23 protein-coding genes are annotated in these 24,714 nt (G+C 68.5%); 9 read left to right on the forward strand and 14 right to left on the reverse strand.

Annotation, left to right across the window (positions count from 1 at the left end; translation table 11 throughout):
* Positions 1-56: 56 nt before the first annotated feature.
* Positions 57-1,235 carry a glycoside hydrolase family 3 N-terminal domain-containing protein gene (locus A5771_RS21190; protein WP_109401235.1) on the reverse strand — a complete coding sequence of 393 codons (1,179 nt, stop codon included), beginning with the start codon at positions 1,233-1,235 and terminating at the stop codon, positions 57-59.
* Positions 1,236-1,418: 183 nt separating this feature from the next.
* On the opposite strand from A5771_RS21190, the gene A5771_RS21195 reads away from it, so the two are divergent.
* Positions 1,419-1,592, forward strand: coding sequence for a DUF2613 domain-containing protein (locus A5771_RS21195; protein ID WP_019738802.1), 174 nt, complete (start codon positions 1,419-1,421; stop codon positions 1,590-1,592).
* Positions 1,593-1,641: 49 nt separating this feature from the next.
* Positions 1,642-5,904: an alpha-(1->3)-arabinofuranosyltransferase gene (locus tag A5771_RS21200; protein ID WP_109401236.1), complete on the forward strand. Its 4,263-nt coding sequence runs from the start codon at positions 1,642-1,644 to the stop codon at positions 5,902-5,904.
* Between the two features lie 127 nt (positions 5,905-6,031).
* On the opposite strand, the gene A5771_RS21205 is transcribed toward A5771_RS21200, so the two are convergent.
* The gene (locus A5771_RS21205; protein ID WP_064857147.1) at positions 6,032-6,949 is read right to left on the reverse strand and encodes a hypothetical protein; all 918 of its coding nucleotides are present in this window, start codon (positions 6,947-6,949) and stop codon (positions 6,032-6,034) included.
* Positions 6,950-7,061: 112 nt separating this feature from the next.
* On the opposite strand from A5771_RS21205, the gene A5771_RS21210 reads away from it, so the two are divergent.
* Complete coding sequence (locus A5771_RS21210) at positions 7,062-8,438, forward strand: NADP-dependent succinic semialdehyde dehydrogenase (RefSeq protein ID WP_064857148.1); 1,377 nt, start codon at positions 7,062-7,064, stop codon at positions 8,436-8,438.
* Between the two features lie 6 nt (positions 8,439-8,444).
* On the opposite strand, the gene A5771_RS21215 is transcribed toward A5771_RS21210, so the two are convergent.
* The 5 genes from A5771_RS21215 to A5771_RS21235 all read right to left on the reverse strand — a co-directional run bounded on the left by A5771_RS21215 (position 8,445) and on the right by A5771_RS21235 (position 12,458).
* Positions 8,445-9,389, reverse strand: a complete 945-nt coding sequence (locus A5771_RS21215; RefSeq protein WP_064857149.1) for a R2-like ligand-binding oxidase — start codon at positions 9,387-9,389, stop codon at positions 8,445-8,447.
* On the reverse strand, positions 9,386-10,069 hold the full coding sequence (locus A5771_RS21220) for a TetR/AcrR family transcriptional regulator (protein WP_064857150.1): 684 nt from the start codon (positions 10,067-10,069) through the stop codon (positions 9,386-9,388). Before A5771_RS21220 ends, A5771_RS21215 begins: the two co-directional genes overlap by 4 nt.
* A gap of 68 nt (positions 10,070-10,137) precedes the next feature.
* Positions 10,138-10,752, reverse strand: a complete 615-nt coding sequence (gene wrbA, locus A5771_RS21225) for an NAD(P)H:quinone oxidoreductase (RefSeq protein ID WP_064857184.1) — start codon at positions 10,750-10,752, stop codon at positions 10,138-10,140.
* A 12-nt stretch (positions 10,753-10,764) separates the two neighbouring features.
* A complete protein-coding gene (locus A5771_RS21230) occupies positions 10,765-11,364 on the reverse strand; it encodes an FMN reductase (protein WP_064857151.1) in 600 nt (199 codons plus the stop codon).
* Positions 11,361-12,458: an LLM class flavin-dependent oxidoreductase gene (locus tag A5771_RS21235; protein WP_064857152.1), complete on the reverse strand. Its 1,098-nt coding sequence runs from the start codon at positions 12,456-12,458 to the stop codon at positions 11,361-11,363. Before A5771_RS21235 ends, A5771_RS21230 begins: the two co-directional genes overlap by 4 nt.
* A gap of 129 nt (positions 12,459-12,587) precedes the next feature.
* On the opposite strand from A5771_RS21235, the gene A5771_RS21240 reads away from it, so the two are divergent.
* A complete protein-coding gene (locus tag A5771_RS21240) occupies positions 12,588-13,046 on the forward strand; it encodes a MarR family winged helix-turn-helix transcriptional regulator (RefSeq protein WP_064857153.1) in 459 nt (152 codons plus the stop codon).
* A 3-nt stretch (positions 13,047-13,049) separates the two neighbouring features.
* On the opposite strand, the gene A5771_RS21245 is transcribed toward A5771_RS21240, so the two are convergent.
* Positions 13,050-14,009 carry an acyl-CoA thioesterase gene (locus tag A5771_RS21245; protein WP_064857154.1) on the reverse strand — a complete coding sequence of 320 codons (960 nt, stop codon included), beginning with the start codon at positions 14,007-14,009 and terminating at the stop codon, positions 13,050-13,052.
* A gap of 83 nt (positions 14,010-14,092) precedes the next feature.
* Here A5771_RS21245 and A5771_RS21250 point away from each other — a divergent pair, with 83 nt between their 5' ends.
* The gene (locus A5771_RS21250) at positions 14,093-15,070 is read left to right on the forward strand and encodes a phosphotriesterase (RefSeq protein WP_064857155.1); all 978 of its coding nucleotides are present in this window, start codon (positions 14,093-14,095) and stop codon (positions 15,068-15,070) included.
* 6 nt (positions 15,071-15,076) lie between these two features.
* Here the strand turns inward: A5771_RS21250 and A5771_RS21255 are convergent, their stop codons facing one another.
* Complete coding sequence (locus A5771_RS21255; protein WP_064857156.1) at positions 15,077-15,658, reverse strand: TetR/AcrR family transcriptional regulator; 582 nt, start codon at positions 15,656-15,658, stop codon at positions 15,077-15,079.
* Between the two features lie 100 nt (positions 15,659-15,758).
* Here A5771_RS21255 and A5771_RS21260 point away from each other — a divergent pair, with 100 nt between their 5' ends.
* Positions 15,759-17,087 carry an oxygenase MpaB family protein gene (locus tag A5771_RS21260; protein ID WP_064857185.1) on the forward strand — a complete coding sequence of 443 codons (1,329 nt, stop codon included), beginning with the start codon at positions 15,759-15,761 and terminating at the stop codon, positions 17,085-17,087.
* Here the strand turns inward: A5771_RS21260 and A5771_RS21265 are convergent.
* Positions 17,024-18,214: an acyltransferase family protein gene (locus A5771_RS21265; protein ID WP_064857157.1), complete on the reverse strand. Its 1,191-nt coding sequence runs from the start codon at positions 18,212-18,214 to the stop codon at positions 17,024-17,026. The genes A5771_RS21260 and A5771_RS21265 overlap by 64 nt on opposite strands.
* A 111-nt stretch (positions 18,215-18,325) precedes the next feature.
* On the opposite strand from A5771_RS21265, the gene A5771_RS21270 reads away from it, so the two are divergent.
* Both A5771_RS21270 and A5771_RS21275 read left to right on the forward strand, forming a co-directional pair.
* Positions 18,326-19,576, forward strand: coding sequence for a DUF3068 domain-containing protein (locus A5771_RS21270; RefSeq protein ID WP_064857158.1), 1,251 nt, complete (start codon positions 18,326-18,328; stop codon positions 19,574-19,576).
* 7 nt (positions 19,577-19,583) lie between these two features.
* A complete protein-coding gene (locus A5771_RS21275) occupies positions 19,584-21,281 on the forward strand; it encodes a hypothetical protein (RefSeq protein WP_064857159.1) in 1,698 nt (565 codons plus the stop codon).
* On the opposite strand, the gene A5771_RS21280 is transcribed toward A5771_RS21275, so the two are convergent.
* From A5771_RS21280 to A5771_RS21295, 4 genes are read right to left on the reverse strand one after another with little or no spacing between them, the layout of a single operon-like run.
* Positions 21,263-21,541 carry a cytochrome C oxidase subunit IV family protein gene (locus A5771_RS21280; RefSeq protein WP_064857186.1) on the reverse strand — a complete coding sequence of 93 codons (279 nt, stop codon included), beginning with the start codon at positions 21,539-21,541 and terminating at the stop codon, positions 21,263-21,265. The two genes, A5771_RS21275 and A5771_RS21280, sit on opposite strands and share 19 nt — an antisense overlap.
* Before the next feature lie 5 nt (positions 21,542-21,546).
* Positions 21,547-22,158: a cytochrome c oxidase subunit 3 gene (locus A5771_RS21285; RefSeq protein ID WP_082947377.1), complete on the reverse strand. Its 612-nt coding sequence runs from the start codon at positions 22,156-22,158 to the stop codon at positions 21,547-21,549.
* Positions 22,155-22,907, reverse strand: a complete 753-nt coding sequence (locus tag A5771_RS21290) for a hypothetical protein (RefSeq protein ID WP_064857160.1) — start codon at positions 22,905-22,907, stop codon at positions 22,155-22,157. The genes A5771_RS21285 and A5771_RS21290 overlap by 4 nt, the downstream gene beginning before the upstream one ends.
* Positions 22,904-23,626, reverse strand: coding sequence for a hypothetical protein (locus A5771_RS21295; protein WP_064857161.1), 723 nt, complete (start codon positions 23,624-23,626; stop codon positions 22,904-22,906). Before A5771_RS21295 ends, A5771_RS21290 begins: the two co-directional genes overlap by 4 nt.
* 176 nt (positions 23,627-23,802) lie before the next feature.
* Between A5771_RS21295 and A5771_RS21300 the strand changes: the two genes are divergently transcribed.
* Positions 23,803-24,405, forward strand: a complete 603-nt coding sequence (locus tag A5771_RS21300) for a TetR/AcrR family transcriptional regulator (protein WP_082947378.1) — start codon at positions 23,803-23,805, stop codon at positions 24,403-24,405.
* The last annotated feature ends 309 nt before the right edge of the window (positions 24,406-24,714 follow it).

The raw sequence follows: 24,714 nt of genomic DNA on the forward strand, positions 1-24,714 counted from the left end.
GCCCGACGCCCGATCTTACCGAAGAGTAACTTCAACGATCGGTCGCGGCGGCGAGATCACCGTTGGCAGTGGGTCCCGGGCTTTTTGACCGCGGCGACCCGCGCCAGCGAGGCGTCGATGGACTCCTGCTTCAGTTCGCCGGCGGCCACCGCCTGTTCCAGCCGGTCCAGCACCGCCGGTACCTCGTCGGTGGTGACCCACAGCGCGATGTCGACACCGGCCTGCAGGCTGCGCAGCACCGCCTCGGCGACGCCGTAGTGCTCGGTGATGGCGGCCATCGACGACAGGTCGTCGGTGAACACCAGCCCGGAGAATGCCGGGCCGTGATAATCGGTGCCGGTGCGCAGCAGGGTGACCGCGGCCGGGCTCAGGCTGGCGGGGTCCTCGGTGAGGCCGGGCACCTCCAGGTGGCCCAGCATCACAGCCACCGGTTCCTGGGTGACCAGCGTGCGGTACGGCACCAGGTCGTTGTCCTGCAGCTGCGCCAACGGCGGCGTGGCCACCGCGCCGGCGGTGTGCGAGTCACCGGAGCCGTGGCCGTGACCCGGGAAGTGCTTGAGCACCGGCAACAGCCCGGCATCACGCAGCCCCTGGGCGTACGCCCCGGCGTACTCGGTGACCTTGGCCGGATTCGACCCGAACGAGCGGTCCCCGATCACCGTCTCGTCGTCGGTGCCGGCGTCCACCACGTCGACCACGGGCGCGAAGTCGACGGTGATGCCCAGCTCGGCCATCTTGCGTCCCCGCTCGGCCGCCAGCTCGCGTACCTGCGCGACGGTGCGCGTGGCGGCCAGTTCCTTCGCCGACGGCGAGGCCCCGATCAGCTTCGACAGCCGCGAGACCCGGCCGCCTTCCTCATCGACGCTGACCGCCAGCGGCAGCAGCGCGTCGGTACCGGCGAACTCCTTGAGCGAACCGTCGGTCAGGATGGACAACTCGGTCCAGCTGCCGATGAAGATGCCGCCGACATGGTGATCGGTCACCACCGCCCGCGCGTCGGCTGCATCGCGGACCCCGACCATCACCAGCTGCGCCAACTTGTCGCGGAGTGGCAGTGCCGCCAGCTGCTCGCAGACCGGATCGACCGGTGCTGCGGCAGCCGTCGTGGCGCCAGATGACTCCGCTTCCGATGACGGTTCGGAGGGCTGGGTGCGCGAGCAGGACGTCACCAGGGCCGGCAGCATCACGGCCGCCAGCAGCAGGCCGGGCAGGTGGCGAGTCAGCGATCCAGGCATCGGACCATGCTGTCACGACCGGAAAAGCCGGGCTCATGCGGCGGTCCCAGCTTCACCCCTCCCTCGTCGAGCCTCGCTGAACCGCCGGGCACGCAAGGCCCGCATGCTAGGTTGGCGGTCGGGGCCAGCGGGGTTTGACGGTGCCCCGAGATCACGTCGCGAGACTGCGGAAGGAACCAAAGCATGCCTCGATTCGTGGTGCCGGCGGCCATCAGCATCGTCGTCGGGGTGTTGCTCGGTGCGGCGGCTGTTTTCGGGGTCACCTTGATGGTGCAGCAAGACACCAAGCCGCAGATCGCCGGAGGCGACCCGGCGTCTTCGGTGCTGAACAGGGTGGAATACGGCAACCGCGGCTGACCTGCGGACGCCGCCGGCTTCCGGCCGTTCGCAGGCGGAGTCGCAGGATGTGACACCGTTGTCCCGGCGCTGGCTGTGGCTGGTCGGCACACTCTCGTTGGCCTGCAGCTTCATCCAGGCACCCGGACGGATCTCCCCCGACACCAAACTCGACCTGACCGCTGCTCCACTGCGGTTTCTGGCCCGCGCCGTCAACCTGTGGAGCAGCGAACTGCCGTTCGGCCAGGTGCAGAACCAGGCATACGGTTACCTGTTTCCGCACGGCGCCTTCTTCCTGCTCGGCGATTTGGTGGGGCTGCCCGGCTGGATCATCCAGCGACTGTGGTGGGCCCTGCTGCTCACGGTCGGATTCTGGGGCCTGCTGCGGGTCGCCGAGACGTTGCGGATCGGAACTCCGACGGCGCGGCTGATCGGCGCCGCGGCCTTCGCGCTGTCGCCGCGGGTGTTGACCACCCTGGGCTCGATCTCCTCGGAAACGCTGCCGATGATGCTGGCGCCGTGGGTGCTGCTGCCCGTCATCCGGGCGCTGGGCGCCGAAACCCCCGCGCGCCCGGTGCGAATGCTGGCCGGCCAGGCCGGGGTGGCGGTCGCCCTGATGGGCGCCGTCAACGCCGTCGCAACGCTGGCGGGCTGCCTCCCGGCGATCCTCTGGTGGCTGTGTCATCGCCCAACCCGGCGCTGGTGGTCCTTCACCGGCTGGTGGCTACTGGCCCTGGCGCTGGCCGTGACGTGGTGGGTGGTGGCCCTGGTGCTGCTAGGCCGGGTCAGTCCGCCGTTCCTGGACTTCATCGAATCCGCCGGTGTGACGACCCGGTGGACGTCGCTGACCGAGATGCTGCGCGGCACGCACAGCTGGACGCCGTTCGTCGCGCCGAACGCCACCGCGGGCGCGCCGCTGGTCACCCGTCCGGTGATGATCCTGGGCACCTGCCTGGTGGCCGCCGGCGGGCTCGCCGGCCTGACCGGCATGCTGCGCCGGCGGCTTCCCGGCGCCGGGCGGCTGGTGGCCATGCTGCTCATCGGGGTGACACTGCTGGCCCTCGGCTATGCGGGCAGCCTGGGTTCGCCGCTGGCGCCTCTGGTGCAGGCGTTCCTCGACGGCGCCGGCGCCCCGCTGCGCAACGTGCACAAGCTCGAGTCGGTGATCCGGATCCCCCTGGTGCTGGGGCTCACCTACCTGTTGGGCCGCATCCCACTGCCGGGCAGCGCCCCGGCGCCGGTGTGGCGGCGCGCTTACGTGCACCCCGAGCACCACAAGGCCGCAGCGGTCGGGCTGGTGCTCCTGACGGCGCTGATGGTCAGCACGTCGCTGGCCTGGACCGGCCGGCTCACCCCGCCGGGGACGTTTTCCGCGCTGCCCCAGTACTGGCGCGACGCCGCCGCCTGGCTCGACGAACACAACAATGGCGGCCCTACTCCGGGACGGGTGCTGGTGGCGCCGGGGGCGCCGTTCGCCACCCAGACCTGGGGCAGCAGTCACGACGAACCCCTGCAGGTGCTCGACGCGGGTCCGTGGGGGGTGCGGGACTCGATTCCGCTGACCCCACCGCAGACCATCCGGGCACTGGACTCGGTGCAGCGCCTGTTCGCCGCCGGCCGCCCCTCAGCTGGACTGGCCGACACCCTTGCCCGCCAAGGCATCTCGTATCTGGTAGTACGTAACGACTTGGACCCCGACACCTCGCGGTCGGCCCGGCCGCTGCTGGTGCACCGCGCCGTCGACGGCTCTCCGGGATTGCACCGGGTGGCGCAGTTCGGCGAGCCGGTCGGGTCGGGCACGGTGCCGGGATTCGTCTCCGACAGCGGCCTGCGCCCGGCCTATCCGGCGATCGAGATCTACCGGGTCGGCGACGCCGGCGCCAATCCGGGCGCGCCGTATCTGGCCGAGCTCGATGCGATGCCGCGGGTCGCCGGGGGCCCGGAGGTGCTGTTGCGACTGGACGAACACCGTCGGTTGCGCGGCGAGCCGGTGCTGGGCCCGGTGCTGCTGACCGCTGATGCCCGCCGCGCCGATCTGGGGCCGCCGCGCCATGTCGGAGTCACCGTCACCGATACGCCGTTGGCGCGCGAAACCGACTACGGCCGGGTCGATGACCACTCATCGACGATCCGGGCCGCCGGCGACGCCCGCCACACCCACAGCCGGGTCCCGGACTATCCGGCGCCCGGGGCCGCCACCGTCTTCGGCGGTTGGGTCGGCGGGCGACTCACCGCGTCGAGTTCCTCCTCGGACGCCACCACCCTGCCCGACGTCGCACCGTCGACGTCGCCGGCCGCCGCCATCGACGGCGACTCGGGCACCGCCTGGGTGTCCAACGCTTTGCAGTCCGCGGTCGGTCAGTGGCTGCAGGTGGACTTCGATCGTCCGTTGACCAACGGCACCATCACCGTGACGCCCAGCGCGACGGCCGTCGGCGCGCAGGTGCGGAGGATCCAGATCTCGACCGTCAACGGCACCACCACGCTGCGGTTCGACCGCGCCGGCGAGCCGCTGACCGCCGCGCTGCCCTACGGTGAGACGCCCTGGGTGCGCATCACGGCCTCCGGCACCGACGACGGATCGCGCGGCGTGCAGTTCGGTATCACCGACTTGTCGGTCACCCAGTACGACGCTTCGGGTTTCGCGCATCCGGTCGACCTGCGCCATACCGCGCTGGTGCCGGCCCCGCCGGCGGGCGCACACGTGGCGCAGTGGGATCTGGGTGCCGGCCTGCCCGGCCGGACCGGGTGCGCGGCGACCGCCGACACCGTCCGCTGCGCGGCCTCGATGATGCTGGAGCCCGAGGAACCCGCCACCTTCAGCCGCACCCTGAACGTGCCGCGGCCGATATCGGTGACCCCGACGGTCTGGGTGCGGCCACGCCAGGGGCCCAATCTGGTCGACCTGATCGCTGAGCCCGGCACCACCCGCGCCCATGGCGACGCCGACGTGCTCGACGTGCTCGGATCGGCCTACGCCGCCGCAGACGGTGATCCGCGCACCTCCTGGACCGCGTCGCAGCGGGTGGTCGCCCACCGCTCTCCGCCGACACTGACCCTGACCCTGCCGCGGCCGGTCCAGGTGACCGGATTGCAGTTCGCCGCCAGCAGGTCGCCGCTGCCGGCCCGGCCCACCATGGTGGCCATCGATCTCGGCTCCGGCCCGCAGATCCGGGAACTGGACGACTCCGACGACCAGCGCGTGGCGCTGCAGCCGCGGGTCACCGACACCGTCAGCATCAGTCTGCTGAACTGGGAGGACGTGATCGACCGCACGGCGATCGGCTTCGACCAGCTCAAACCGCCGGGGCTGGCCGAAGTCAGCGTGCTCGGCGCCGACGGCCGTCCGGTCGCCCCCACCGACCCGTCGCGCAACCGGTCGCGCCGGGTCAGCCTGGGCTGCGGCCACGGCCCGATCATCGCGATCGCCGGCCGATTCGTCCACACCTCGATCACGACCACCGTGGGTGCCCTGCTCGATGACCAACCGGTGCCGGCACACCCCTGCGACAAACAGCCGATCGCCTTGCCGCCCGGCGAACAGGAGTTGCTGATCAGTCCGGGTTCGGCGTTCGTCGTCGACAGCGCGACGCTGTCCGGGCCGACGGCGGCGCACAGTCTGACCGGATCCACGACAACACCCGCCGACATCGGCACCTGGGATGCGGCCCGTCGGGAGGTGACGGTGCCCGGCGCGGCGACGCCGCGGGTGCTGGTCGTCCCGGAGAGCATCAACGGCGGCTGGGTGGCGCGCACGGCGGACGGCACCCGGCTGGTTCCGGTGGCGGTCAACGGGTGGCAGCAGGGCTGGGTGGTGCCGGCCGGTACCGACGGCACGCTCACGCTGGCGTACGGGCCCAACCGGATGTATCGCCTGGGGATGGCCGGCGGTCTGGCCCTCTTGCCGCTGCTGGCGCTGCTGGCCTGGTGGCCGGCGCGCCGACGGCGTGAATCCGGTCCACCGGCGCAGCCCTGGCAACCCGGCCGCGGGGCGGCGGTGGTGGCGGCGTTGACGGTCGGCGTGCTGATCGCCGGGACCGCCGGAGCCGCGGTGTTCGGGGCGGCGCTGGCCCTGATGTTCGCGCTGCGGCATCGCCGGCGCGCCTTCGATGCGGCCCGGCTCGGGTTGAGTGCCGGCGGGTTGATCGTGGCCGGTGCGGTGTTGTGCCGGCATCCGTGGCGGTCGGTCGACGGCTATGCCGGCCATTCCGCGGGGGTGCAGCTGGCGGCGTTGGTCTCGGTTGCGGCGCTGGTCGCGACGGCGGTGGTCGTAGGCGGTGGTCGAGATAACCTCGGCCCCAACAGCACCATTGGCACCGCCAACTCGGCATAGTGAGCTGTTCGAATCGGGTATCGGAAGCGATATCAGTGGGCACGAAGCTCCAGCGATAGCGCCGGCGCTATCCGATTCGTACGCGTCTACCCAGTCCAGCCATGGGGCCACTGGGCCTGCCGGGGCCCTACGGGGCGGCTTCGAGCTTCTCGATCTGGGTGTTGAACAGCTTCACCAGTGCCTCGGCGTTGGCGGCATCGTCGTCGGCGTCGTCGTTGCCGGTCCGCAACCCGATGTCGTTGCTGGTGGCGACGACGAGCACCCCGCGGTAGTAACCGGAGATCGTGGAAGCGGTGATCGCGATCGGCAGCCGGATGGCGGCCTTGCTGGAGCTCGTGATCACCGTCGCGACCGCCCAGGGCGGCACCCCCTCGGCATCGAGCGGGCTGAGCTGAATATCGGTGGTGACGCTGCGCCCACCGGCCTCGAAGGTCTGCCGGAACGACTGACACTTGTCCACAAAGGCCTTGAGGTTCGGGCGATCTGGCGTCAGCGCCAGGCGCACCCTCATCGAGTGCAGACCACCGGGTTGCAGCTTGGCCAACGTGGCCGTCGCCGTCTGGGTGGCCGACGTGGGACTGGAGTAAAAGTCAGCGCATTCCGGCGGGTCGACGGTCAGATTCGGCATCTCCGAAGGAGCGTCACCGGCGTCGTTGACCCCGCTGATCCATTTGCCGCCCGAAGGGTCCGGGAAGGATGCGCGGTCGACCAGCATGTCCGACGTCAGCTCGGTGATGTCGGGCTTGCGCGACGGCTTCTCCTCGGCGGTGAGGCGACCGCCGAAGCTCAGCACCAGCCCGACGACCACCACGAGGGCCACTGCGGCCGCGGCCAGCGAAAGCCACAGCACTTTGCGCGGCCGGTGCTCGGGCATCGGCATCGGCCACGGCGCCCCGTACGGCGGGTAAGGCACCGGAGTCGTGTCGTCGACCCACAGCTGCCAACCCGGCGGCGGGGGCGGCCACGACGGATCCGGCGCCCAGTTGGCGTCCGGCGCCCAGCCGGGCGGCGCAGGCGGCCAGTTGGGCGGGGGGTTGAAACGCATCCGGTGACTCCCGTGTCGACGTACTGATTCTGGCTCGTGGCGAGCCTACGCGGTTCGGGGGTGGCAGGCTGGACCTGCACACGCCACACCGCAGCGCTCGAAGGAGGCCCGCGTGCCCGCAATTGCCACCACCAACCCGGCGACCGGGGAGACGGTCAAGACGTTCACCGCAGCCACCGAGGCGCAGATCGAGGCCGCGATCGCTCGCGCCGCGGCCCGCTTCACCGACTACCGTCGTACCGATTTCGCCCAGCGCGCTCGGTGGACGCACGCGGCCGCCGACCTGCTGGAGGCCGAAGCCGACGAGGTTGCCGCGATGATGACCCTCGAGATGGGCAAGACGCTGGCCTCCGCCAAGGCCGAAGCACTCAAGTGCGTCAAGGGCTTCCGGTTCTACGCCGACCACAGTGCGGCGTTGTTGGCCGACGAGCCCGCCGACGCCTCGTCGGTCAACGCGTCGAAGGCGTTCGCGCGCTACCAGCCGCTCGGGGTGGTGCTGGCGGTGATGCCGTGGAATTTCCCGCTCTGGCAGGCGGTGCGGTTCGCTGCGCCGGCCCTGATGGCCGGCAACGTCGGCCTGCTCAAACATGCCTCCAATGTGCCGCAGACCGCGCTGTACCTGGCGGACCTGTTGTCGCGCGCCGGTTTTCCCGACGGCTGTTTCCAGACCCTGTTGATCGGATCGGGCGCTGTCGAGCGAGTGCTGCGCGACCCGCGGGTGGCCGCGGCAACCCTGACCGGAAGCGAGCCGGCCGGGCGGTCGGTGGCGGCCATCGCCGGCGACGAGGTCAAACACACCGTGCTGGAACTGGGCGGGAGCGACCCCTTCATCGTGATGCCGTCGGCCGATCTGGAAGCCGCGGTAACCACCGCGGTCAAGGCCCGGGTACAGAACAACGGCCAATCCTGTATCGCGGCCAAGCGGTTCATCGTCCACACCGACATCTACGACGACTTCGTGGCCAAGTTCACCGATCAGATGTCGGCGCTGCGGGTCGGCGATCCCACCGACCCCGACACCGACGTCGGGCCGCTGGCCACCGAGCAGGGCCGCGACGAGGTCGAGCAGCAGGTCGACACCGCGGCCGCGGCGGGTGCGGTGATCCGTTGCGGCGGGAAGCGACTCGACCGCCCGGGCTGGTTCTACCCGCCCACCGTGGTCACCGACATCACCCGCGACATGGCGTTGTACACCGAGGAGGTGTTCGGTCCGGTGGCATCGGTCTACCGCGCCGCCGGTATCGACGAGGCCATCGAGATCGCCAATGCCACCACCTTCGGGCTGGGATCCAACGCCTGGACCCGCGACGAAGCCGAGATCAGCCGCTTCGCCGACGAGATCGAAGCCGGGCAGGTGTTCATCAACGGGATGACGGTGTCCTACCCGGAGCTGCCGTTCGGCGGGATCAAGCGGTCAGGCTACGGCCGGGAGTTGTCCGGGCACGGCATTCGCGAGTTCTGCAACCTCAAGACGGTGTGGGTGGCCTGAACCGGTTCAGGCGGAGGCGGCCGCCAGCATTTTGCTGTCCTCATCGGCGAAGGTGTCCTCCAGTTGCACCGGGCTGTAGTCCAGGTCGATCTCGCCGACCGGGCGGCCGCGGGCGCTGCTGATCGTGCCGAACCGCCGCATTCCCTTGTCCATCGCGTAGTTGAACACCACTTCGGGGGACAGGCCGAATGGGGTGTCGCCGCCGTAGATCGCGTCACCCTCGGCGGTGTAGCTCCCCAACAGCGGCATGAGCTCGTTCATGCGCGCCTCGAACACCGTCCAGTTGGCGTCGTCGGCGGCGACGTGGCGCCGACAGGTGAAGGTGCCCCAGGCCATGTGGCGTCGCTCGTCGTCGGCGATGTGCCCGACCAGCGCCTGCATGCCGGGCAATATGCCGCGCTCCACGCAGATCCGGTGCCAGGCGTAGTAGCCGGTCAGCGCCAACGTGCCCTCGACGAAATGGTTGTAGGTCACCGCCGCCCGAACCTGTGCCACCGGTGAGGGATCATCCGACAACGCTCCGAGCGATTCCGGCAGCTCCTCGTTGAAGATCCGCAGATAGGTCGGAAGCGGCTCGAGGTAGCTGTCCAGCTGCTCGGTGATTCCGACCGCGTCGAGCCACATCCGGAACACCTGGGTGTGTTTGGCCTCCTCGAAGGCGAACTGGGTCAGATACATCTCGTCACCGAGCCGGCCCTCGGCGCGCATCGCCGCCATGAACGGCTGGATGTCCTGGGTCACCGACTCCTCACCGGCGATGAACTGCGCGCACAGCCGGGTGGCGTAGTCGCGTTCCCGGTCGGTCAGCGATTCCCAGTCCTGCCGGTCGCGGGAGAAGTCGATGTCGGCGGGATTCCAGAATTTCGCGTTGCCACCGGCGAACAGCTTGAGCGGCAGACTGTCCCAGTTCAGTCCGCCCGCCGCCAGTGAGTCGAAGTGGGTACGGGTCATGGAACTGCCTCCTTCGAGTGGTGCCGATGGCGAGTTGTCTCGCCGCCGAATGCCGCGGCCAGCACGGCGACCAGCCGGCGTACCGCCAGGGCCGGTAGTTCGGGGGTGGGCTCGTCGAGTCCGAGGATGGGATCGATGCCGCGCAGGTAAGGCGCCAGCGCCAGATGCGGAAAGATCAACAGCAGCAACGACAGCAGCGCGTCGGTGTCGGCGTCGGCGCGCAGGTCGCCGCGGTCCCGCGCCTCCCGCACCAGGGGGCGCAGCACCTCCAGATAGTGCCGGTGGATGACGGTCCGCACGCTGATCCTTGCGTCGGTGTCGACTTCCAGGCTGGCCGCGGCGTGCAGCGCCCGCTCCCGCGGATGGTCGGCGAAATAGGCGACCCACACGTCGAGCATGTCGGTGAGGAACTCGAAGAACGGCCGGCTGGAGTCGAGTTCGACGATCTGTCGCTCCATGTAGGACCGCACCCGCTGACCGGCGGTGTCGGCGACGAACGCGTACAGGTCGGCCTTGTCGGCGAAGTACTGGAACAGACTGCCCTTGGCGACCTTGGCCCGCCGGGCGATGACGTTGAGGCTGCCGTGCGAGAAGCCGCGCGCGCTGAACTCCGCCTCGGCGGCCTCCAGCACGGCGGCCCGGCGCGCCGGGTCGACCCGTCCCCACGTCACCGTCGGCATCGGACCACCTCACTGGAATGACCACTGGTCATCCTAGTGTGAGGTGCGTCACGCCACAAGAGGGTCGGTCAAACGCGGGCCGCTGGCCCACCGAGCTTGGCGGCGACGCCAACCACGCGGGCGGCCAGGTGATCGAGCGCGGCGAGGGTGGTCTCGTCCAGCTCGTTCTGGTTCTCCGGGCCGGTGATGTGCCCGACCCCGTAGGGGTTGCCGTCGGCGAACTTGATCGGATCGGTGTAGCCCGGCGGCACCAGGATCCCGCCGAAGTGCATCAGCGAGACGTAGAGATTCAGCAGCGTGGCCTCCTGCCCGCCGTGCGTGGTCTGGCTGGAGGTGAAGCCGGCGTAGACCTTGTCGGCGAGCGCACCCTTGGCCCACAGCCCGCCCAGCGAGTCGAGGAAGGTCCGGAATTGCGCTGCCGGAGACCCGAACCGGGTGGGCGAGCCGAAGATGACGGCGTCGGCCCAGACGATATCGTCGCCGGTGGCAGCCGGCAGGTCCTTGGTCGCCTCGTAGTTGGCGGTCCACGCCGGGTTGTGCGCGAAGGTGGCCGGGTCCCGGGTCTCCTCGATGTGGCGCAGCCGCACCTCGGCGCCCGCCGACTCACCCGCCTTCGCCACCCGTTGCGCCATCGCGGTGCCGTGTCCGGTGGCCGAGTAGTAGATCACCGCCAACTTCGTCATTTTCATTGCTCCTTACTGTTGGGCGCCTGCGAGCAGGCGGTGCATCTCATCGAGTTCGGCGCTGACCGTATCGTCGCGCCCGGGTTCGCGCCGTTCCAGAAGTCGGGCGAAGTCGTTGGCCGCCTGGGTGATCCGCTCGTCGAGCCCGCGCGCACCGAAGTCCGACGTCGCGGCGTAGACCCCAGTGGGCGACACCAGCGCGTGCAGATAGGTGAACATCGGCCGCAGGGCATGATCGAGCACCAGGGAGTGCCGCTCGGTTCCGCCGGTTGCTGCGATGAGCACCGGCGTGCCGTTGAGGGTCTGCTCGGGTAGTACGTCGAAGAACGACTTGAACAACCCGCTGAAGGTCGCATTGAACGTCGGCGTCACCGCGATCAGCCCGTCGCAGCCGGCGACCTTCTCGAAGGCCTGCTCCAGCTCCGGTGAGGCGAAGCCGGTCAGCATGGCGTCGGTAATCGCCCGGGCCAGGCGCCGCAGGTCGATCACCTCGATGTCGACTTCAATACCGTCCAAGCCGAGCTCGGCGCGTACCGCGGCACCGAGCCGGTCGGCCAGCAGCCGGGTGGACGACGGCTCACGCAGCCCACCGCTGATCACCACGAGGTTCATGACGCCTCTTGCATCTCGGACCGGCTCGCGGCCCGAACCAGGGACTGGTGCGTGGGCGCGCCGGGCACGTGCGCCGGACGGCCGACGGTAAATTCCTTGCGCAGCAACGGGATAACGTGCTCGCCCAGCAGGTCAAGCTGTTCGAGCACCGTCTTGAGCGGCAAGCCGGCGTGGTCGACCAGGAACAGCTGGCGCTGGTAGTCGCCGGCGTAGTCCCGGAAGCCCAGGGTCTTGTCGATGACCTGCTGCGGTGAGCCGACGGTCAGCGGGGTCTGCGCGCTGAACTCCTCCAGGCTGGGGCCGTGCCCATAGACCGGAGCGTTGTCGAAGTAGGGCCGGAACTCGTTCACGGCGTCCTGACTGTTGGGCCGGATGAACACCTGCCCGCCCAGGCCCACGATCGCCTGGTCGGCGCTGCCGTGGCCGTAGTGCTCGAAGCGCTGCCGGTAGAGCTGCACCATCCGCTTGGTGTGCGACGGCGGCCAGAAGATGTGGTTGGCGAAGAAGCCGTCGCCGTAATGCGCGGCCAGTTCGGCGATCTCGGGACTGCGGATCGCACCGTGCCAGACGAACGGGGGAACCCCGTCCAGCGGCCGCGGCGCCAAGGTGAAGCCGTGCAACGGGGTGCGGTGCTCCCCGCTCCAGTCGACGACGTCCTCACGCCACAGCCGGCGCAACAGCTGATAATTCTCCACCGTCAGCGGTAGGGCGGCCCGAATGTCCTTGCCGAACCAGGGGTACACCGGACCGGTGTTGCCGCGCCCGAGCATCAAGTCAACCCGGCCGTCGGCGAGGTGCTGCAGCACGCTGTAGTCCTCGGCGAGCTTCACCGGGTCGTTGGTGGTGATCAAGGTGGTGGCGGTGGTCAGCTGTATCCGTTGGGTCTGCGCCGCGATGTAGCCCAGCAGGGTGGTGGGCGATGAGGGCACGAACGGCGGGTTGTGGTGTTCACCGGTAGCGAAGACGTCCAGGCCGACCTCCTCGGCCTTTTTGGCGATCGCCACGGTCGCCTTGATCCGCTCAGCCTCGGTCGGCTTGCGGCCCGTGGTCGGGTCGGCGGTGACATCCCCGATGGTGAAGATGCCGAACTGCATACCAGTGCTCGACACGATGGCCCTCCTCATGTTCGCTACTCTATCCGATAGTTGACAACGAAACTACTTTGCCGGCTATTCCAGCAGTTATCGCGGGCAACTCGTTGCGAAATCAACTACTCTGGAGGCATGGAAACGCAGTGGCTGAGCCCGGAAGAACATCGGATGTGGCGCGGGTACCTCGACAGCACCCGACTGCTGCTACGTGCCCTGGACCGGCAACTGGTTACCGACGCGCGGCTCAACCTGTCCGACTTCGAGATCCTCGCGCTGCTGTCCGAGGCCCCGGGGAAGCGGATGCGGATGAACGAGTTGGCCGACATCACCGTGACGACCCGCAGCGGGGTCACCCGGGCGGTCAAGCGGCTGGCCGACGCCGGCTGGGTTCACCAGACCAAGTGCGACGAGGACAAGCGCGGCCTGTATGCCGAGCTCACCGAGGCGGGGACGGAGAAGTTGGCCGAGGCGGCGCCCGGGCACGTCGAGGCGGTGCGCGCCAACCTCTTCGATCTGCTCAGCCCGCGCGAGGTGGAACAGTTCGCCCACTCCTACGCGCAGATCCGCGACAACCTGGCGAAGAGCTCGTAGGCGTTACCTGGTCGCCGCGTGCCCCAGCATCTCGAGGAGGTCCAGGGCGTGCCGGTCCAGGCGCCGATCCTCGTCAGTGACCGGACTCCACTGCCGGAGGGTCATCGCGCGGCCGTCGTCGTCGAGCGCCGCGAACAGCGCCATCGCATGAGCCGCGATCTCGCCGACACCGGAGCGCACGTCGGAGGACTGAACATGCACGCTGATGTACATCCGCCGGGCGGAGGTGTGGATCAGCCTGGCGCGGACCTCGATCATGGTGCCGATCACGATCGGTCGATAGAACCGGATCCCGTTGATCCGAGAGGCGACCACGTCGCCACCGGCCCACTGCGCAGCGCACAGATAGGCCGCTTCGTCTATCCAGCGCATCACCTTGCCGCCGTGCACTTTTCCGCCCCAGTTGACGTCGGTGGGTGCGGCAAGGAACCGCAGGACAGCGCACGGCGCAGAACCGTCGTCGCTGTAGTCCTGCGCGGCCAGGGCGGCGTCGATGTCGGCGCGCATGGCCGCACGATGCTGGGCGGCCAGTCGCAGACGCTGCTCCGCGTCCGTGCCAGGCGTGAACGTCGGCACGCCGACCGGCTTGCCGGCGTCGTCGACCGCGATGAACACCGCGAGGCACTGAGCCGTCCTGGTCAGTTCCCCGGTGCGCGGATCACCGGAGGACACCGTGATGACCAGGTGCATGCTGCTGCGACCGGTATCCGCGATCCGGGCGTTGATCTCGACGAGTTCGCCCACCGCGATCGGTCTGTTGAACCGGATGTCACCGATGAAGGCGGTCACGCAGTACCGCCCGCTCCACTGCGCGGCACAGGCATACCCGGCCTTGTCCACCCACTCCAGCACGTGCCCGCCGTCGATTCGCTCGCCGTAGCCGACATCGGTGGCCTTTGCCAGGAATCGCAGGGTGGTACTCGACCGCGGCCGTCCCGCCGGTTGAGATACCTGAGACGACATGGGATTACCTCCCCCTGCGGCGGGATTGCGGACCTGACACCAATTCTCGGCGAGGATCGCCGGTATCTCCCTAATATCAAGCCATGTCACAGCTAAGCACCGTGCGCGGGCCGATCGACACCGCCGACCTCGGCGTCACCCTGATGCACGAGCACGTGTTCATCATGACCACCGAGATCGCCCAGAACTACCCGGAGGCGTGGGGTGACGAGGACGCCCGGGTGGCCGATGCGATCACCCGGCTCAATGAGTTGAAGGCCGCCGGGGTCGACACCATCGTCGATCTGACCGTGATCGGGCTGGGCCGCTACATCCCGCGCATCGCCCGGGTCGCCGCCGGCACCGAACTGAACATCGTGGTAGCCACCGGCGTCTACACCTACAACGATGTGCCGTTCTTCTTCCACTACCGGGGCCCCGGCACCATGCTGGACGGCCCGGAGCTCATGGCGGACATGTTCGTCCGCGACATCGAGTCCGGCATCGCCGACACCGGGATCAAGGCGGCAATCCTCAAATGCGCCACCGACGAGCCCGGTGTGACCCCCGGCGTCGAGCGGGTACTGCGCGCGGTCGCCCAGGCTCACCGGCGCACCGGAGCGCCGATCTCCACCCACACCCACGCCGGGCTGCGCCGCGGCCTGGAACAGCAGCGCATCTTCGAAGAAGAAGGCGTCGACTTGTCCCGGGTGGTGATCGGGCACTCCGGAGACAGCACCGACCTGGGTTACCTGGAGGAGCTGATCGCCGCCGGCTCGTATCTGGGCATGGACCGGTTCGGCATCGACCTGATCCTGCCGTTCGAAGACCGGGTCAACACGGTGGCGCAGCTGTGCGAGCGCGGCCATGCCGACAAGATGGTGCTCTCCCACGACGCCAACTGCTACTTCGATGCACTGCCCGCCGAGCTGAGCTCGGTGGCGGCCCCGAACTGGCACTACCTGCACATCCACCACGACGTGATCCCGGCGTTGCGGCAGCGCGGGGTCACCGACGATCAGCTGCGCACCATGCTGGTGGACAACCCGCGCAAGATCTTCGAGAACTCCGAGGCTTACTGAGCGCGCTCAGTCGTGCGCGGTTCGGCTCACGGCGGTGAACTGAATCGACCGCAGCAGCGCCCGCAGCCGCTCCGGCGAAGCCTTCTCGGGCTCGCTGAGCCGCAGTTGCAACAGCTCCCGGCCGACGGCGGCCACGACGTGGGCGGTGTAGTCCGGGTCCGGGAGATCCGGCAGGGTGCGCAGCAGTTCGCGCGTGAGAAACCCGCGGACGCCGGCCTCGGCGCGGGCGAGGCGTTCGTGCAGCTCCGGCGGCGCTCCCTGGGGCGGAAAGAGGAACAACCGCCAGGTCGGCGCGTGACTGTCGGCGGCGTGCAGCACCCCGTCGAAGACGCGCGCCAAAAAACCCTCGGCTTCGGGGTTCTCGGTGCCGGTGATCGCGGCCGCGAACTGGGCGGCGGCCCGACCCGCTTCCCGATCAATGAGCGCGACGAAAAGCCCTGCGAGACTGCCGAATTGCTGGTAGATCAGCGAGCGGTTGACGCCGGCCGTCGCCGCGACCCGGTTCGGCGTGGCGGCGTGGAACCCCTCGGCATCGACGATCGCATGGGTGACGTCGAGGATCTGCTCGCGGCGCGCCTCACCCGTCATCCGCCGACGGCCGCTCGAGATCACGCTTGACAGCATAACTAACGAACTGTTAGCTGTAACTAACGAAACGTTAGTTACTCGGAGGTCTGCTGTGCCCACGCTGCCCACGCACTACCCCGAGCTGCGCGAGCGGGTCCGCCGTCAGGCCGAGCTGCTGCCGGAGCTCTACGGCGAGCTGGACTTCGACACGCAGCCCTACCGCACGACGACCGACCCCGACGACGTGTCGTCGCTGCGCGGCCGGCCCTCCACCCGGGCCAAGCTGCTGGCCGACGAGGCCGCGGTCGAGCTGATTTCGACGGCGACCTGGCTGGGCGATGTGGTGGCGGACTCCTACGCCGCACTGATGGGCCAATACAGCGTCAGCACCCTGATCGGGATGCTCAAGCAGGCGTGCCGCCACGGCATCGACGCGGTGCCCGACGCGCCGCCGGAGTTGGCGGCGTTCATCGCCGACATGGAAGCCACCCCGGACTGGCTGGACATGGACCTGGTTCGAAAGGGCGCAGAGCACTCCCGGCTCCCGATGGCGCTGTTGGCACCGTTCGTCGTCCGTGGTGCGTTCATCGCGACCTTCCTCAACACCTACGCCGCGCTGCCGATGGCACTGACCGGCGCGCTGTCGGGCAAGCGTGCCGCCGGGCGGGTCAACGAGACCACCAGTTTCTTCGCCGTCACCACGCTGCCCGGCGCACTGGACCGCTACGGCCCGGGCTTCGAGGCGGCGGCCATGGTGCGGCTGATGCACTCGATGGTCCGCTTCAACGCGCTCAAGCGATCCCCGAAATGGGACGTCGAGGTCTACGGTCTGCCGATCCCACAGATCGATCAGATGCCGGCCGGGATGATCAACCTCTACGTGCTGGCGATGGACGCCCGCCGCCAAGGACGCACCGAGTTCACGCCCAGCGAGCGTGCCCAGGTCGAGTTCACCCGCTATCGCTGCGTTCTGCTCGGCCTGCCCGAAGAGCTGCTGCCGACCACCCCCACTGAGATCATTCGGGTGTTCAGCGCCCGTGCCGCGCTGCTGCGCGACGACTTCGACGACGCCACCTGCGGGGAGTTGGTTCGCTCCACGATGGCCGCCTACCTGCGGCAGGACGACACCCTGCGCGAACGCATCGCCGACGCGGTCGAGAAGAGCTACAGCAAGCTCTTTTTCGTGCGGATGTTCTGTGGCGGCAAGCGCGCGGTGGCCGCGAAGATGGGTGTCACGCTCGAGGCGGGCGACTATCTGCGGATCGCCCTCACGGCGCCGTTCGTCTCCGGCCGCGCGGCGGTGGTGCAACGCGCTGTTCGCACCCCCGGCTTGCGCCGGATCACCAACGCCTACGTGCTGCGGCTGCTCAAGCGGCGGCTGAAGGCCTACGGCACGCCCGAATTCACCAGCGACGTCGCCGAATACACACCGTCGGGCGCGGCCGCCTGAGCGGCGTTCGGGCGCGCGGCCCGGTGCCGGTTCTCCCAGCCGCGTAGCTTCTCCCGGCACGGTTGCTCCACCAGGGCGTAGCTGACCGCGGCGATCGCGACGGTGAACACCATGGTCAGCACGAGCACCACCGCCATGTCCCCGGTGAACGCGAAGCGGCCGATCACCGGGAACACCATGTCCAGCGCGGCCAGGTGCCAGATGAAGATCCCGTAGGACCAGCGGCCCAACGTGACCATCGGTGCGCTGGCCAGGAACCGATGCGGCGTGTCGGGGCGGTCCAGCACCAGCGGTGCCAGCAGCGCCCAGGCCAGCACCCCGCCCATCGCGGTGCGCACGATGAACTGGCCGACAGTGGCCGAGGTCAATCCCTCCGGGCCGGCCAGCGGTGAGGCGGCCACCACGAACGCGACCACGGTCACCACCGCCATGGGCAGTCGCCGGCGGGCCAGCCGATGCACCCGGCCGACCGGACTGAACGCCCACTCGGCCAGCAGCATGCCCGCCCCGAACCAGCAGCCGTAGGCCGGCGCCCAGTTCAGCGGGTTCACCCCGTAGGGCGTATGGATGGGCAGAAATCCCCAACCGAGGCTGAGCAGCGACACCGCGGCGATCACCGGCACCCGCGCACGTACCGGCAGTCGGGTGGCCCCCAGCGCCAGCAGCGGCAGGGCGATATAGAAGCTGACCTCCACCGCCAGGCTCCACATCTGGGTCAGTCCCGGCGTCAGGGTGAGTGGCACATAGATCTGCGTCATCGTCAGGTTGGCCAGCCACACCGTCAGGCTGGCGTCGCCGGCGTCGGGCAGCAGGGCCAGAATCACCACCACCGACACCAGATAGGCCGGCATGATCCGCACCACCCGAGAGCGCAGGTAATGCCCGGCCGGCGGCGCCTGGCGCAGGCCGCGCGCGGCCGCGGCATGCCCCCGCCACAGCAGGAACCCGCTCAAGGCGAAGAACACCGCCACGGCCATGTCGAAACGGCCCCAGAGCCGGCCGGTGATCCCCGACGAGTGCCCGGTCTGGAAGGCCACATGCGTGATGACCACGCCGATGGCGGCGCAGGCGCGCATTCCCTCGACTGCGGGCAGGAAGCTGCGCACGCCGCCAACCTGCTGGTTCATCTGATCACGGTCCAAAACTTCAATGGACACACAGTAGCTGTTTGAAGTTCTGCTGTTAGGGTCAGACAGATTTAGGTGTGGCGGAAAAGTGGAAAGGGAGGATACGGCGACGTGAACCGAGCAGTCATGATGCGTATCGCGGCATGCGCAGTCATGGGCCTCGGCGCCGCGCTGCTGATCGCAGCCCTATTGCTGTCCACCTATACCGCGGGCAAGATCGCCAAGATTCCGCTCGATCTCGACGTCACCCTGATCAGCAACGGCTCCGGCGCCGCGCTGGACCCGGAGTCCCTCGGCAGCGAACATGCCGTCGTCGACCAGGATGTGCCGCTGGTCGCCCAGCAGCAGATCGGGGTGGAGGCACCCGCCAACGCCGACGTGGTCACCCTGCAGGCCGGCTCGTCGCTGCGGCGTGCGGACCGGCAGAAGGACACCGGCCTGCTGCTGGCCATCGTCGACACGGTGACGCTGAATCGCACTTCCGCCGAAGCGGTTTCGGATGACAGCCACCCGGGCGGCTCGGTGCAGCGGCCGCGCAATTACGACGACGACAGCCCGCCGACCAACATCGCGCTGCCGCACGAGGGACTGTCCTACCGGTTCCCCTTCGACACCCAGAAGCAGTCCTATCAGTACTTCGATCCGATCGCGCAGAAGGCCTACGAGGCCAACTACGAGGGCGAGGACGACGTCAACGGACTGACCACCTACCGGTTCGTGCAGAACGTCGGCTACGACCCGGACGGCAGCCTGAAAGAACCGGTGCGCTACCCGTCGCTGTACGGCCACGACGAGGACGGGGAGATCAGCGCTCCAGCCCGGATGTGGAACATCGAGGGCGTCGACCCCGAGGAAGATGTCACCATGACGCGGTACTACGCCGCGCAGAAGACGATGTGGGTGGATCCGGTTTCGGGCACCATCGTCAAGTCGAAGGTGCACGCCAACCACTACTACGCCCGTGATCCGCTGAAGCCAGAGGTGGCACTGGCCGACTACACGGTCACCAGCTCCGAGGAGACCATCGAGGCTCAGGTCGACGCGGCCCGCAACGAGCGGGACCGGGTGGCCCTGTGGTCACGGGTCCTGCCGATCACCTTCACCGCCGCCGGGCTGATCTGTTTGATCGGCGGCGTCCTGGTCGGCTGGTTCAGTCTGCCCGCCGAGACCGCCCTGGGACGGCCGGGCCGCGGCTCCGACGGCGGGTTCTTCGGCGGCTTCACGCCGAAGTCACCGGTGACCGAGCCTGCTTCCGGGGCCGAGGCCGAGACGGAGAAGCTGCCGACCCAACGTCCCCAACTGGACCGCCCGGCGACGCCCCCGGAGCCGGGACCCCCGGATCCGGCACCCGATCAGCTCTGACCCCGCGGTGGTGCGAGGCGGGCGCTGGATCGCGCCGTGCTACGCACTGGGGTTGACGCTGCTCATTGTGGCGCCGCTGCTGCGGCCGGGCTATCTGCTGCTGCGCGATGCGGTGTCGACGCCGCGGTCGTACCTGACCGCATCCGCCCTCGGGCTGGGTGAGGCGGCGCCTCGGGCGGTACCGCAGGACTTCGCGGTGGCGCTGGCTTCTCGGCTGGTCGACGGCGGCATCGTGGTCAAAGCGCTGCTGATCGCGGGCCTGTGGCTGGCCGGCTGGGGCGCGGCGCGGCTGGTGGCGACGGTGCTGCCGGACCCCGGCCTGCCCGGACGGCTGGTAGCGGTCACCATCGCGATCTGGAATCCCTATGTGGCCGAACGGTTATTGCAGGGCCATTGGAGCCTGCTGGTCGGCTACGGGTGCCTGCCGTGGGTGGCAGTGGCGATGCTGAGGCTCAGGTCCGGTAGCGGCGGGCTGTTCGGGTTGGTGTTCTTCGTGGCGCTGGCCGGGTTGACCCCCACCGGGCTGCTGCTGGCCGCGGTGGTCGCGGTGGTGTGCGTCGCGGTGCCGGGTTCAGGACCGCCGAGGTGGTGGTGTGCGACCAGTGCGATGGCGATCGCGGCGACCGCCGCGCTGCCCTGGCTGATGGCCGTGGTGGTGGGTCCGGGATCCGTCCGCGGCGAGTCGGCCGGGGTGGCGGCGTTCGCGGCGCGCGCCGAGCCGGGTCTGGGCACCCTGGGTAGCCTCGCCGGGCTCGGCGGGATCTGGAACGCCGAGGCGGTGCCGGGTTCGCGGACCACGGTTTTCGCTCTGCTGGCCACCGCGGTGTTCGTCGGCGTCGTGGGTCTGGGGTTGTCGACGGTGCGGGACCTGCCCGCCGCGCGACCACTGCTGATGCTGGCGGGCGCGACGGTGCTGGTGTTCGCCGTGTTGGCTACCGGTCCGGGGCTGGCGGTGTTGCGCTGGGCGGTCGACGTGATTCCCGGCCTGGGCATGCTGCGCGACGGGCAGAAGTGGGTGGCGTTGGCGATGCCCGGCTACGCGCTGGCGGGGGCGGGGGCGGTGGCGGCCCTGCGGGACCGGCTGCCGCCGGCGCGGGCAGCGTTGGTGTGCTGCGTCGCGCTCATCGTTGTGCTGCCCGACCTGGTCTGGGGGGTGGCCGGGCGGGTCCAACCGGTGCACTACCCGCCCGGCTGGACGGCGGTGGCGGCGAAGATCAACGCCGATCCGCGGCCGGTGGCGGTGCTGCCCGCCGACACGATGCGGCACTTCTCCTGGGCCGGGCCGGCGCCGGTGCTCGACCCGCTGGCCCGTTGGGTGCGCGCCGAGGTGCTGGCCACCGGCGATCTGAGGGTGGGCGGGCAGACGGTGCGCGGTGAGGGCGGCCACGCCCGCGCGGTGCAGCAGGCGCTGCTCTCGGGCGCCGAGCCGGCCACGCTCGGCGTCCACGGCGTGGGCTGGGTGGTCAGCGAGTCCGGCACGGACGGCGAAATGGGGGCTGCCGCACAGACTCTGATGCGGTTGCCGATCTCCTACCGCGACGCAGACTTCACCGTGTACCGGGTCGGCGGCCATCCACCGAAGGTTTCCGCCGGGCCGCGCCGGGCCGTGCTGGCGGCCCATCTGGTGTGGCTGGCGATGCTGGTGGCAGGCGCTGGCGTCCTTGCGGCGCCGCTGGTTCGGCGATGCTATCCGGCGGCGAAGTAGAAGCCGAACAGCAGCCCGAACAGTCCCAGCAGCCACCCGTTCGCGGTCACCTTGAGCCAGGTGGGCGCGTGTCGGACCTCCATGAAGTGCCAGATCACCAGCTGCGTCTTGATCGCGGCGATCGATAGCACGATGACGGTGACGGTGGCGTTGAGGTGGTGTGCCTCGCCGGCGTCCCGGGCGGTCTGCCACGACGCTACGGTCACCAGCGTGAGCAGGGCCCACACGAAGATCAGCGGGTGGCGGCGGTACGCGGTCACAGCGATCACCTCATCAAGTAGAGCAGAGCGAACAGGATCAGCCACAACACGTCGACCATGTGCCAGTAGGTTGCGCCCGTCTCCACCAAGGACATTCGGGGTTTCGCCGGTCCGCGCAGGCTGCGGATGACGAAACACAGGATCACCAGCCCCAGGAACACGTGACACAGGTGCATTCCGGTCATCACGAAGTAGTACATGAAGAACAGATTGGTTCCCGGTGTCATCCCCGCGGTGATCTCCGGGATGTATTCGACCATCTTGAGCAGCGGGAAAGCGGCCCCGCAGGCCAGCGCGCCGCTGAACAACCGGTGTGCATCGGTGGTCTTGCCAGCACGGGCCGCCGAAGTGCCGAGTGCCACGAGAAGCGAACTGGTCAGCAGCACAACGGTGTTGACGATGCCGATGTTCAGGTTCACCTTGGCCTGACCCGCCAGGAACATGGCATGGTCTTGGCCGCGGAAGTACATGTAGGACACGAAGTAGGCGGCGAAGATGAACAGGTCGCCGATGACGAAGAACCACATGCTCGGTTCACCGGGCAGGTGCCCGCGTGCCCGGGGGGTTGGTGTCATCTCGTCGGTACCGATGCCGGGCCCCACTTCGACCTCGGTCATGCGCCGGCTCCGGCCACGGCTCCGCGCGACGCGGGTTCCCGGGCAACCCAAGCGTTTTCCAGTTCCGCCTCGGGCTGGTTCTTAATCGATCGGTAGATGCACACGTACACGATGAACTGCCATGACACGTACAGCGTCATGGCGAGCCAGAATGTCATCAGACCGTTCCAGGCGAAGGGCCCTGATTTGGTGATCCACACCGGCGCGGCCATCAACTCGGTCACGTATTGCCAAACGGTGTAATAGCCCAGCCATTTCGGCAGGATATTGTTCTCGTCAAGAATGATCGCCAGGCCGAACGCCATCCACATGATGCAGAAGCAGCCCAGCGAACCGATGAACGCCAGGTAGCCGAAGTCGTAAAGCATCGCCAGGATCGCCGGGGCGTAGCCGGGACGGAATGCGCCGAGCCCGAAGCAGAACATGCCGAACAGCATCCCGACGATGGTGCCGGTCATCGCACCCATCATGACCGTGTACCGGAACACCGGGCTGACCGACATCCGCTTGATCTGCATGAGGTAGCAGGCATTCGATACCGGCGCCAGGCCGAACGCCAGTGTCAGCACGGTGCAGGCGATCAGCAGATTGTGCGACTGCATGAAGTCGAGGATCTGGGGCTGAGAGGCGCTCGGCGAGCGGGGCGGCATCATCCAGCTCAAGGGGACGAAGACCAGCCCGAACAGCGCGAAGAAGACCGGAACCGACCAGAAGGCGATCCACTGATCCCGCTTCGCGGCCTTGGTCATGCCAGCGCCTCGCGCTCGTCACCCTGGCGATTCACCACATCGCGCAGAACCGCGAACATGACCACGAGATAGACGGCGAAAACGCTGAGCCGCAGGGTGAACGAGAGCGAACCGTCCCAGGCGAGGGGCCCGGTTTTGTACAGCAGCGAAAACGCGCTCGGAACCAGCAGAGCGGCCACCGCGATGTTGAAGTGTGCCACCCAGCGCGGGAAGACCGGGTCTGGCCGGGCATCCAGGTAAATGCTGACGGCCAGGCAGAGATTCTGCACGACGATGGTGCCGACGGGTGCGATGAAGAAGAACCACGCCATGTCGTTGAGCAGGCTGATGAGTTGCGGGTCGCGTTCGGGGCGAAACGCCGCCATCGCCCAGCAGTAGTCGGCGAGGATGAACGCCGTCAGGCCCACTCCGACACAGAGCAGGTAGGCGTAGGTGAAGACGCTGCTCGACGTTGCGGTCCGGGAGATCTGCACCGCGGTCACCGCGAAGAGCGGAACCAGCGAGCACGCGATGAGATTGCACAGGATCGTGACGCCCAATATGCCGGTGACGTTCTCGGCGAAGAAGGCCGCGACTTGTTCGGGGGTCAGCGTCGGCGACAGCGGCGGCGAGAACACCGGGAACAACAGATATGCCAGCGCGAACAAGGCCGCCGACGGCGGCACCGTCCACAACAGGATGCGTTGGCCCCTGGTGTTCATCGCCGTCGCTGCCGTCATTGCCCACCCCTGCCTGGTCTGCCACCACCCGCTCGGTTGCTAGGTCTAACACACTCACTGACAAATGACAATGAAAAGAGGGGGCTTGCGTTGCTGTAGTTGAGCACAGCGCCCTGCGCCTGCCTTCTTTCGATGACATCGGTCAGTAACTGGCGCAACTACGGCACAATGGGCGCGTGCCAGACAGTGCGACCCAGCGCGAGACCCAGCGCCGCAGAACACGGGCTCGCGTGCTCGACGCCGCCATCGTGGAATTTCAGCGGGCCGGCACCAACGCGGCAGACATCAACGCCATCGCCAAAGCTGCGGGGGTGGCGCGCAGTACCTTCTACTTCCACTTCCCCACCAAGGAACACGTGCTTCTCGAGCTGATCCGACGAGACGAGATGCGCCTCGCCGAAGAACTCGCGCAATTCCTCGATACGCGGCGCTCGCTGGCGGCGGTGCTGAAGGTGATCGTGGAGCTGGTCTTGGCCCTCGAAAGCCGCTGGGGTGCAGCGTTGTTCCGCGATGTGCTCAGCCTCTACTTTTCGCCCAACCGGCCCGAGCCGGAGCAGTGGGCCAGCCACCCGACCTTCGTGCTGCTGGCCGCCGAGATCGAACGTGCCCGCATTCGCGGTGAGCTCTACGACGACGTGGACTCCTACCACAGCGCGGCGTTCTTTCTGCTCGGTGTCTACGCGCTGCTGACCACGGTGGGCGAATCCCGGGCGGAACGCGATGTGGCACTGAAGAAATTCGTGACCAGCACGCTGCGCAGCATGGTGCCGCAGGCCTGATGGCAGCGCCATCCGGAGCGACTAGGTCCTGACAATCAGTCGCCGATCCGCTGGAACCGGAGGTCGTAGTTCGACAGCCGGCATGACATACGGGCCTTCAGGTGGCTGTTCCTGACCGTGCCCGGTTCGGTCTCATCTCGGACCACCCCCGCCCTGCGCTCGGTCAAGGTCAACCCCCATCAATCGGGCCTACGCGCGCATTTTTGATGAGTCAACGCGGTCAGTGGATTCGTGTCTTGAGTCAAGAAATTGGCGGGTTTTCTTGGGTAATCGGGTTCAGGTAGGCCTGCTGCGGGGTGCGGTCTTGGA

The organism is Mycolicibacter sinensis, assembly GCF_001667375.1.
Lineage (GTDB): Bacteria > Actinomycetota > Actinomycetes > Mycobacteriales > Mycobacteriaceae > Mycobacterium > Mycobacterium sinense_A.

Excerpts from the sequence above, each read along its gene's own strand:
- A5771_RS21195 (WP_019738802.1), top strand. The coding sequence starts at position 1,419 with ATGCCTCGATTCGTGGTGCCGGCGGCCATCAGCATCGTCGTCGGGGTG.
- A5771_RS21295 (WP_064857161.1), bottom strand. The coding sequence starts at position 23,626 with ATGACGGCAGCGACGGCGATGAACACCAGGGGCCAACGCATCCTGTTG.
- A5771_RS21215 (WP_064857149.1), bottom strand. The coding sequence starts at position 9,389 with ATGACCCGTACCCACTTCGACTCACTGGCGGCGGGCGGACTGAACTGG.
- A5771_RS21190 (WP_109401235.1), bottom strand. The coding sequence starts at position 1,235 with ATGCCTGGATCGCTGACTCGCCACCTGCCCGGCCTGCTGCTGGCGGCC.
- A5771_RS21205 (WP_064857147.1), bottom strand. The coding sequence starts at position 6,949 with ATGCGTTTCAACCCCCCGCCCAACTGGCCGCCTGCGCCGCCCGGCTGG.
- A5771_RS21245 (WP_064857154.1), bottom strand. The coding sequence starts at position 14,009 with ATGTCGTCTCAGGTATCTCAACCGGCGGGACGGCCGCGGTCGAGTACC.
- wrbA (WP_064857184.1), bottom strand. The coding sequence starts at position 10,752 with ATGACGAAGTTGGCGGTGATCTACTACTCGGCCACCGGACACGGCACC.
- A5771_RS21265 (WP_064857157.1), bottom strand. The coding sequence starts at position 18,214 with ATGAACCAGCAGGTTGGCGGCGTGCGCAGCTTCCTGCCCGCAGTCGAG.
- A5771_RS21250 (WP_064857155.1), top strand. The coding sequence starts at position 14,093 with ATGTCACAGCTAAGCACCGTGCGCGGGCCGATCGACACCGCCGACCTC.
- A5771_RS21290 (WP_064857160.1), bottom strand. The coding sequence starts at position 22,907 with ATGACCAAGGCCGCGAAGCGGGATCAGTGGATCGCCTTCTGGTCGGTT.
- A5771_RS21220 (WP_064857150.1), bottom strand. The coding sequence starts at position 10,069 with ATGCCGACGGTGACGTGGGGACGGGTCGACCCGGCGCGCCGGGCCGCC.
- A5771_RS21240 (WP_064857153.1), top strand. The coding sequence starts at position 12,588 with ATGGAAACGCAGTGGCTGAGCCCGGAAGAACATCGGATGTGGCGCGGG.
- A5771_RS21255 (WP_064857156.1), bottom strand. The coding sequence starts at position 15,658 with ATGACGGGTGAGGCGCGCCGCGAGCAGATCCTCGACGTCACCCATGCG.
- A5771_RS21235 (WP_064857152.1), bottom strand. The coding sequence starts at position 12,458 with ATGCAGTTCGGCATCTTCACCATCGGGGATGTCACCGCCGACCCGACC.
- A5771_RS21230 (WP_064857151.1), bottom strand. The coding sequence starts at position 11,364 with ATGAACCTCGTGGTGATCAGCGGTGGGCTGCGTGAGCCGTCGTCCACC.
- A5771_RS21285 (WP_082947377.1), bottom strand. The coding sequence starts at position 22,158 with ATGACCGAGGTCGAAGTGGGGCCCGGCATCGGTACCGACGAGATGACA.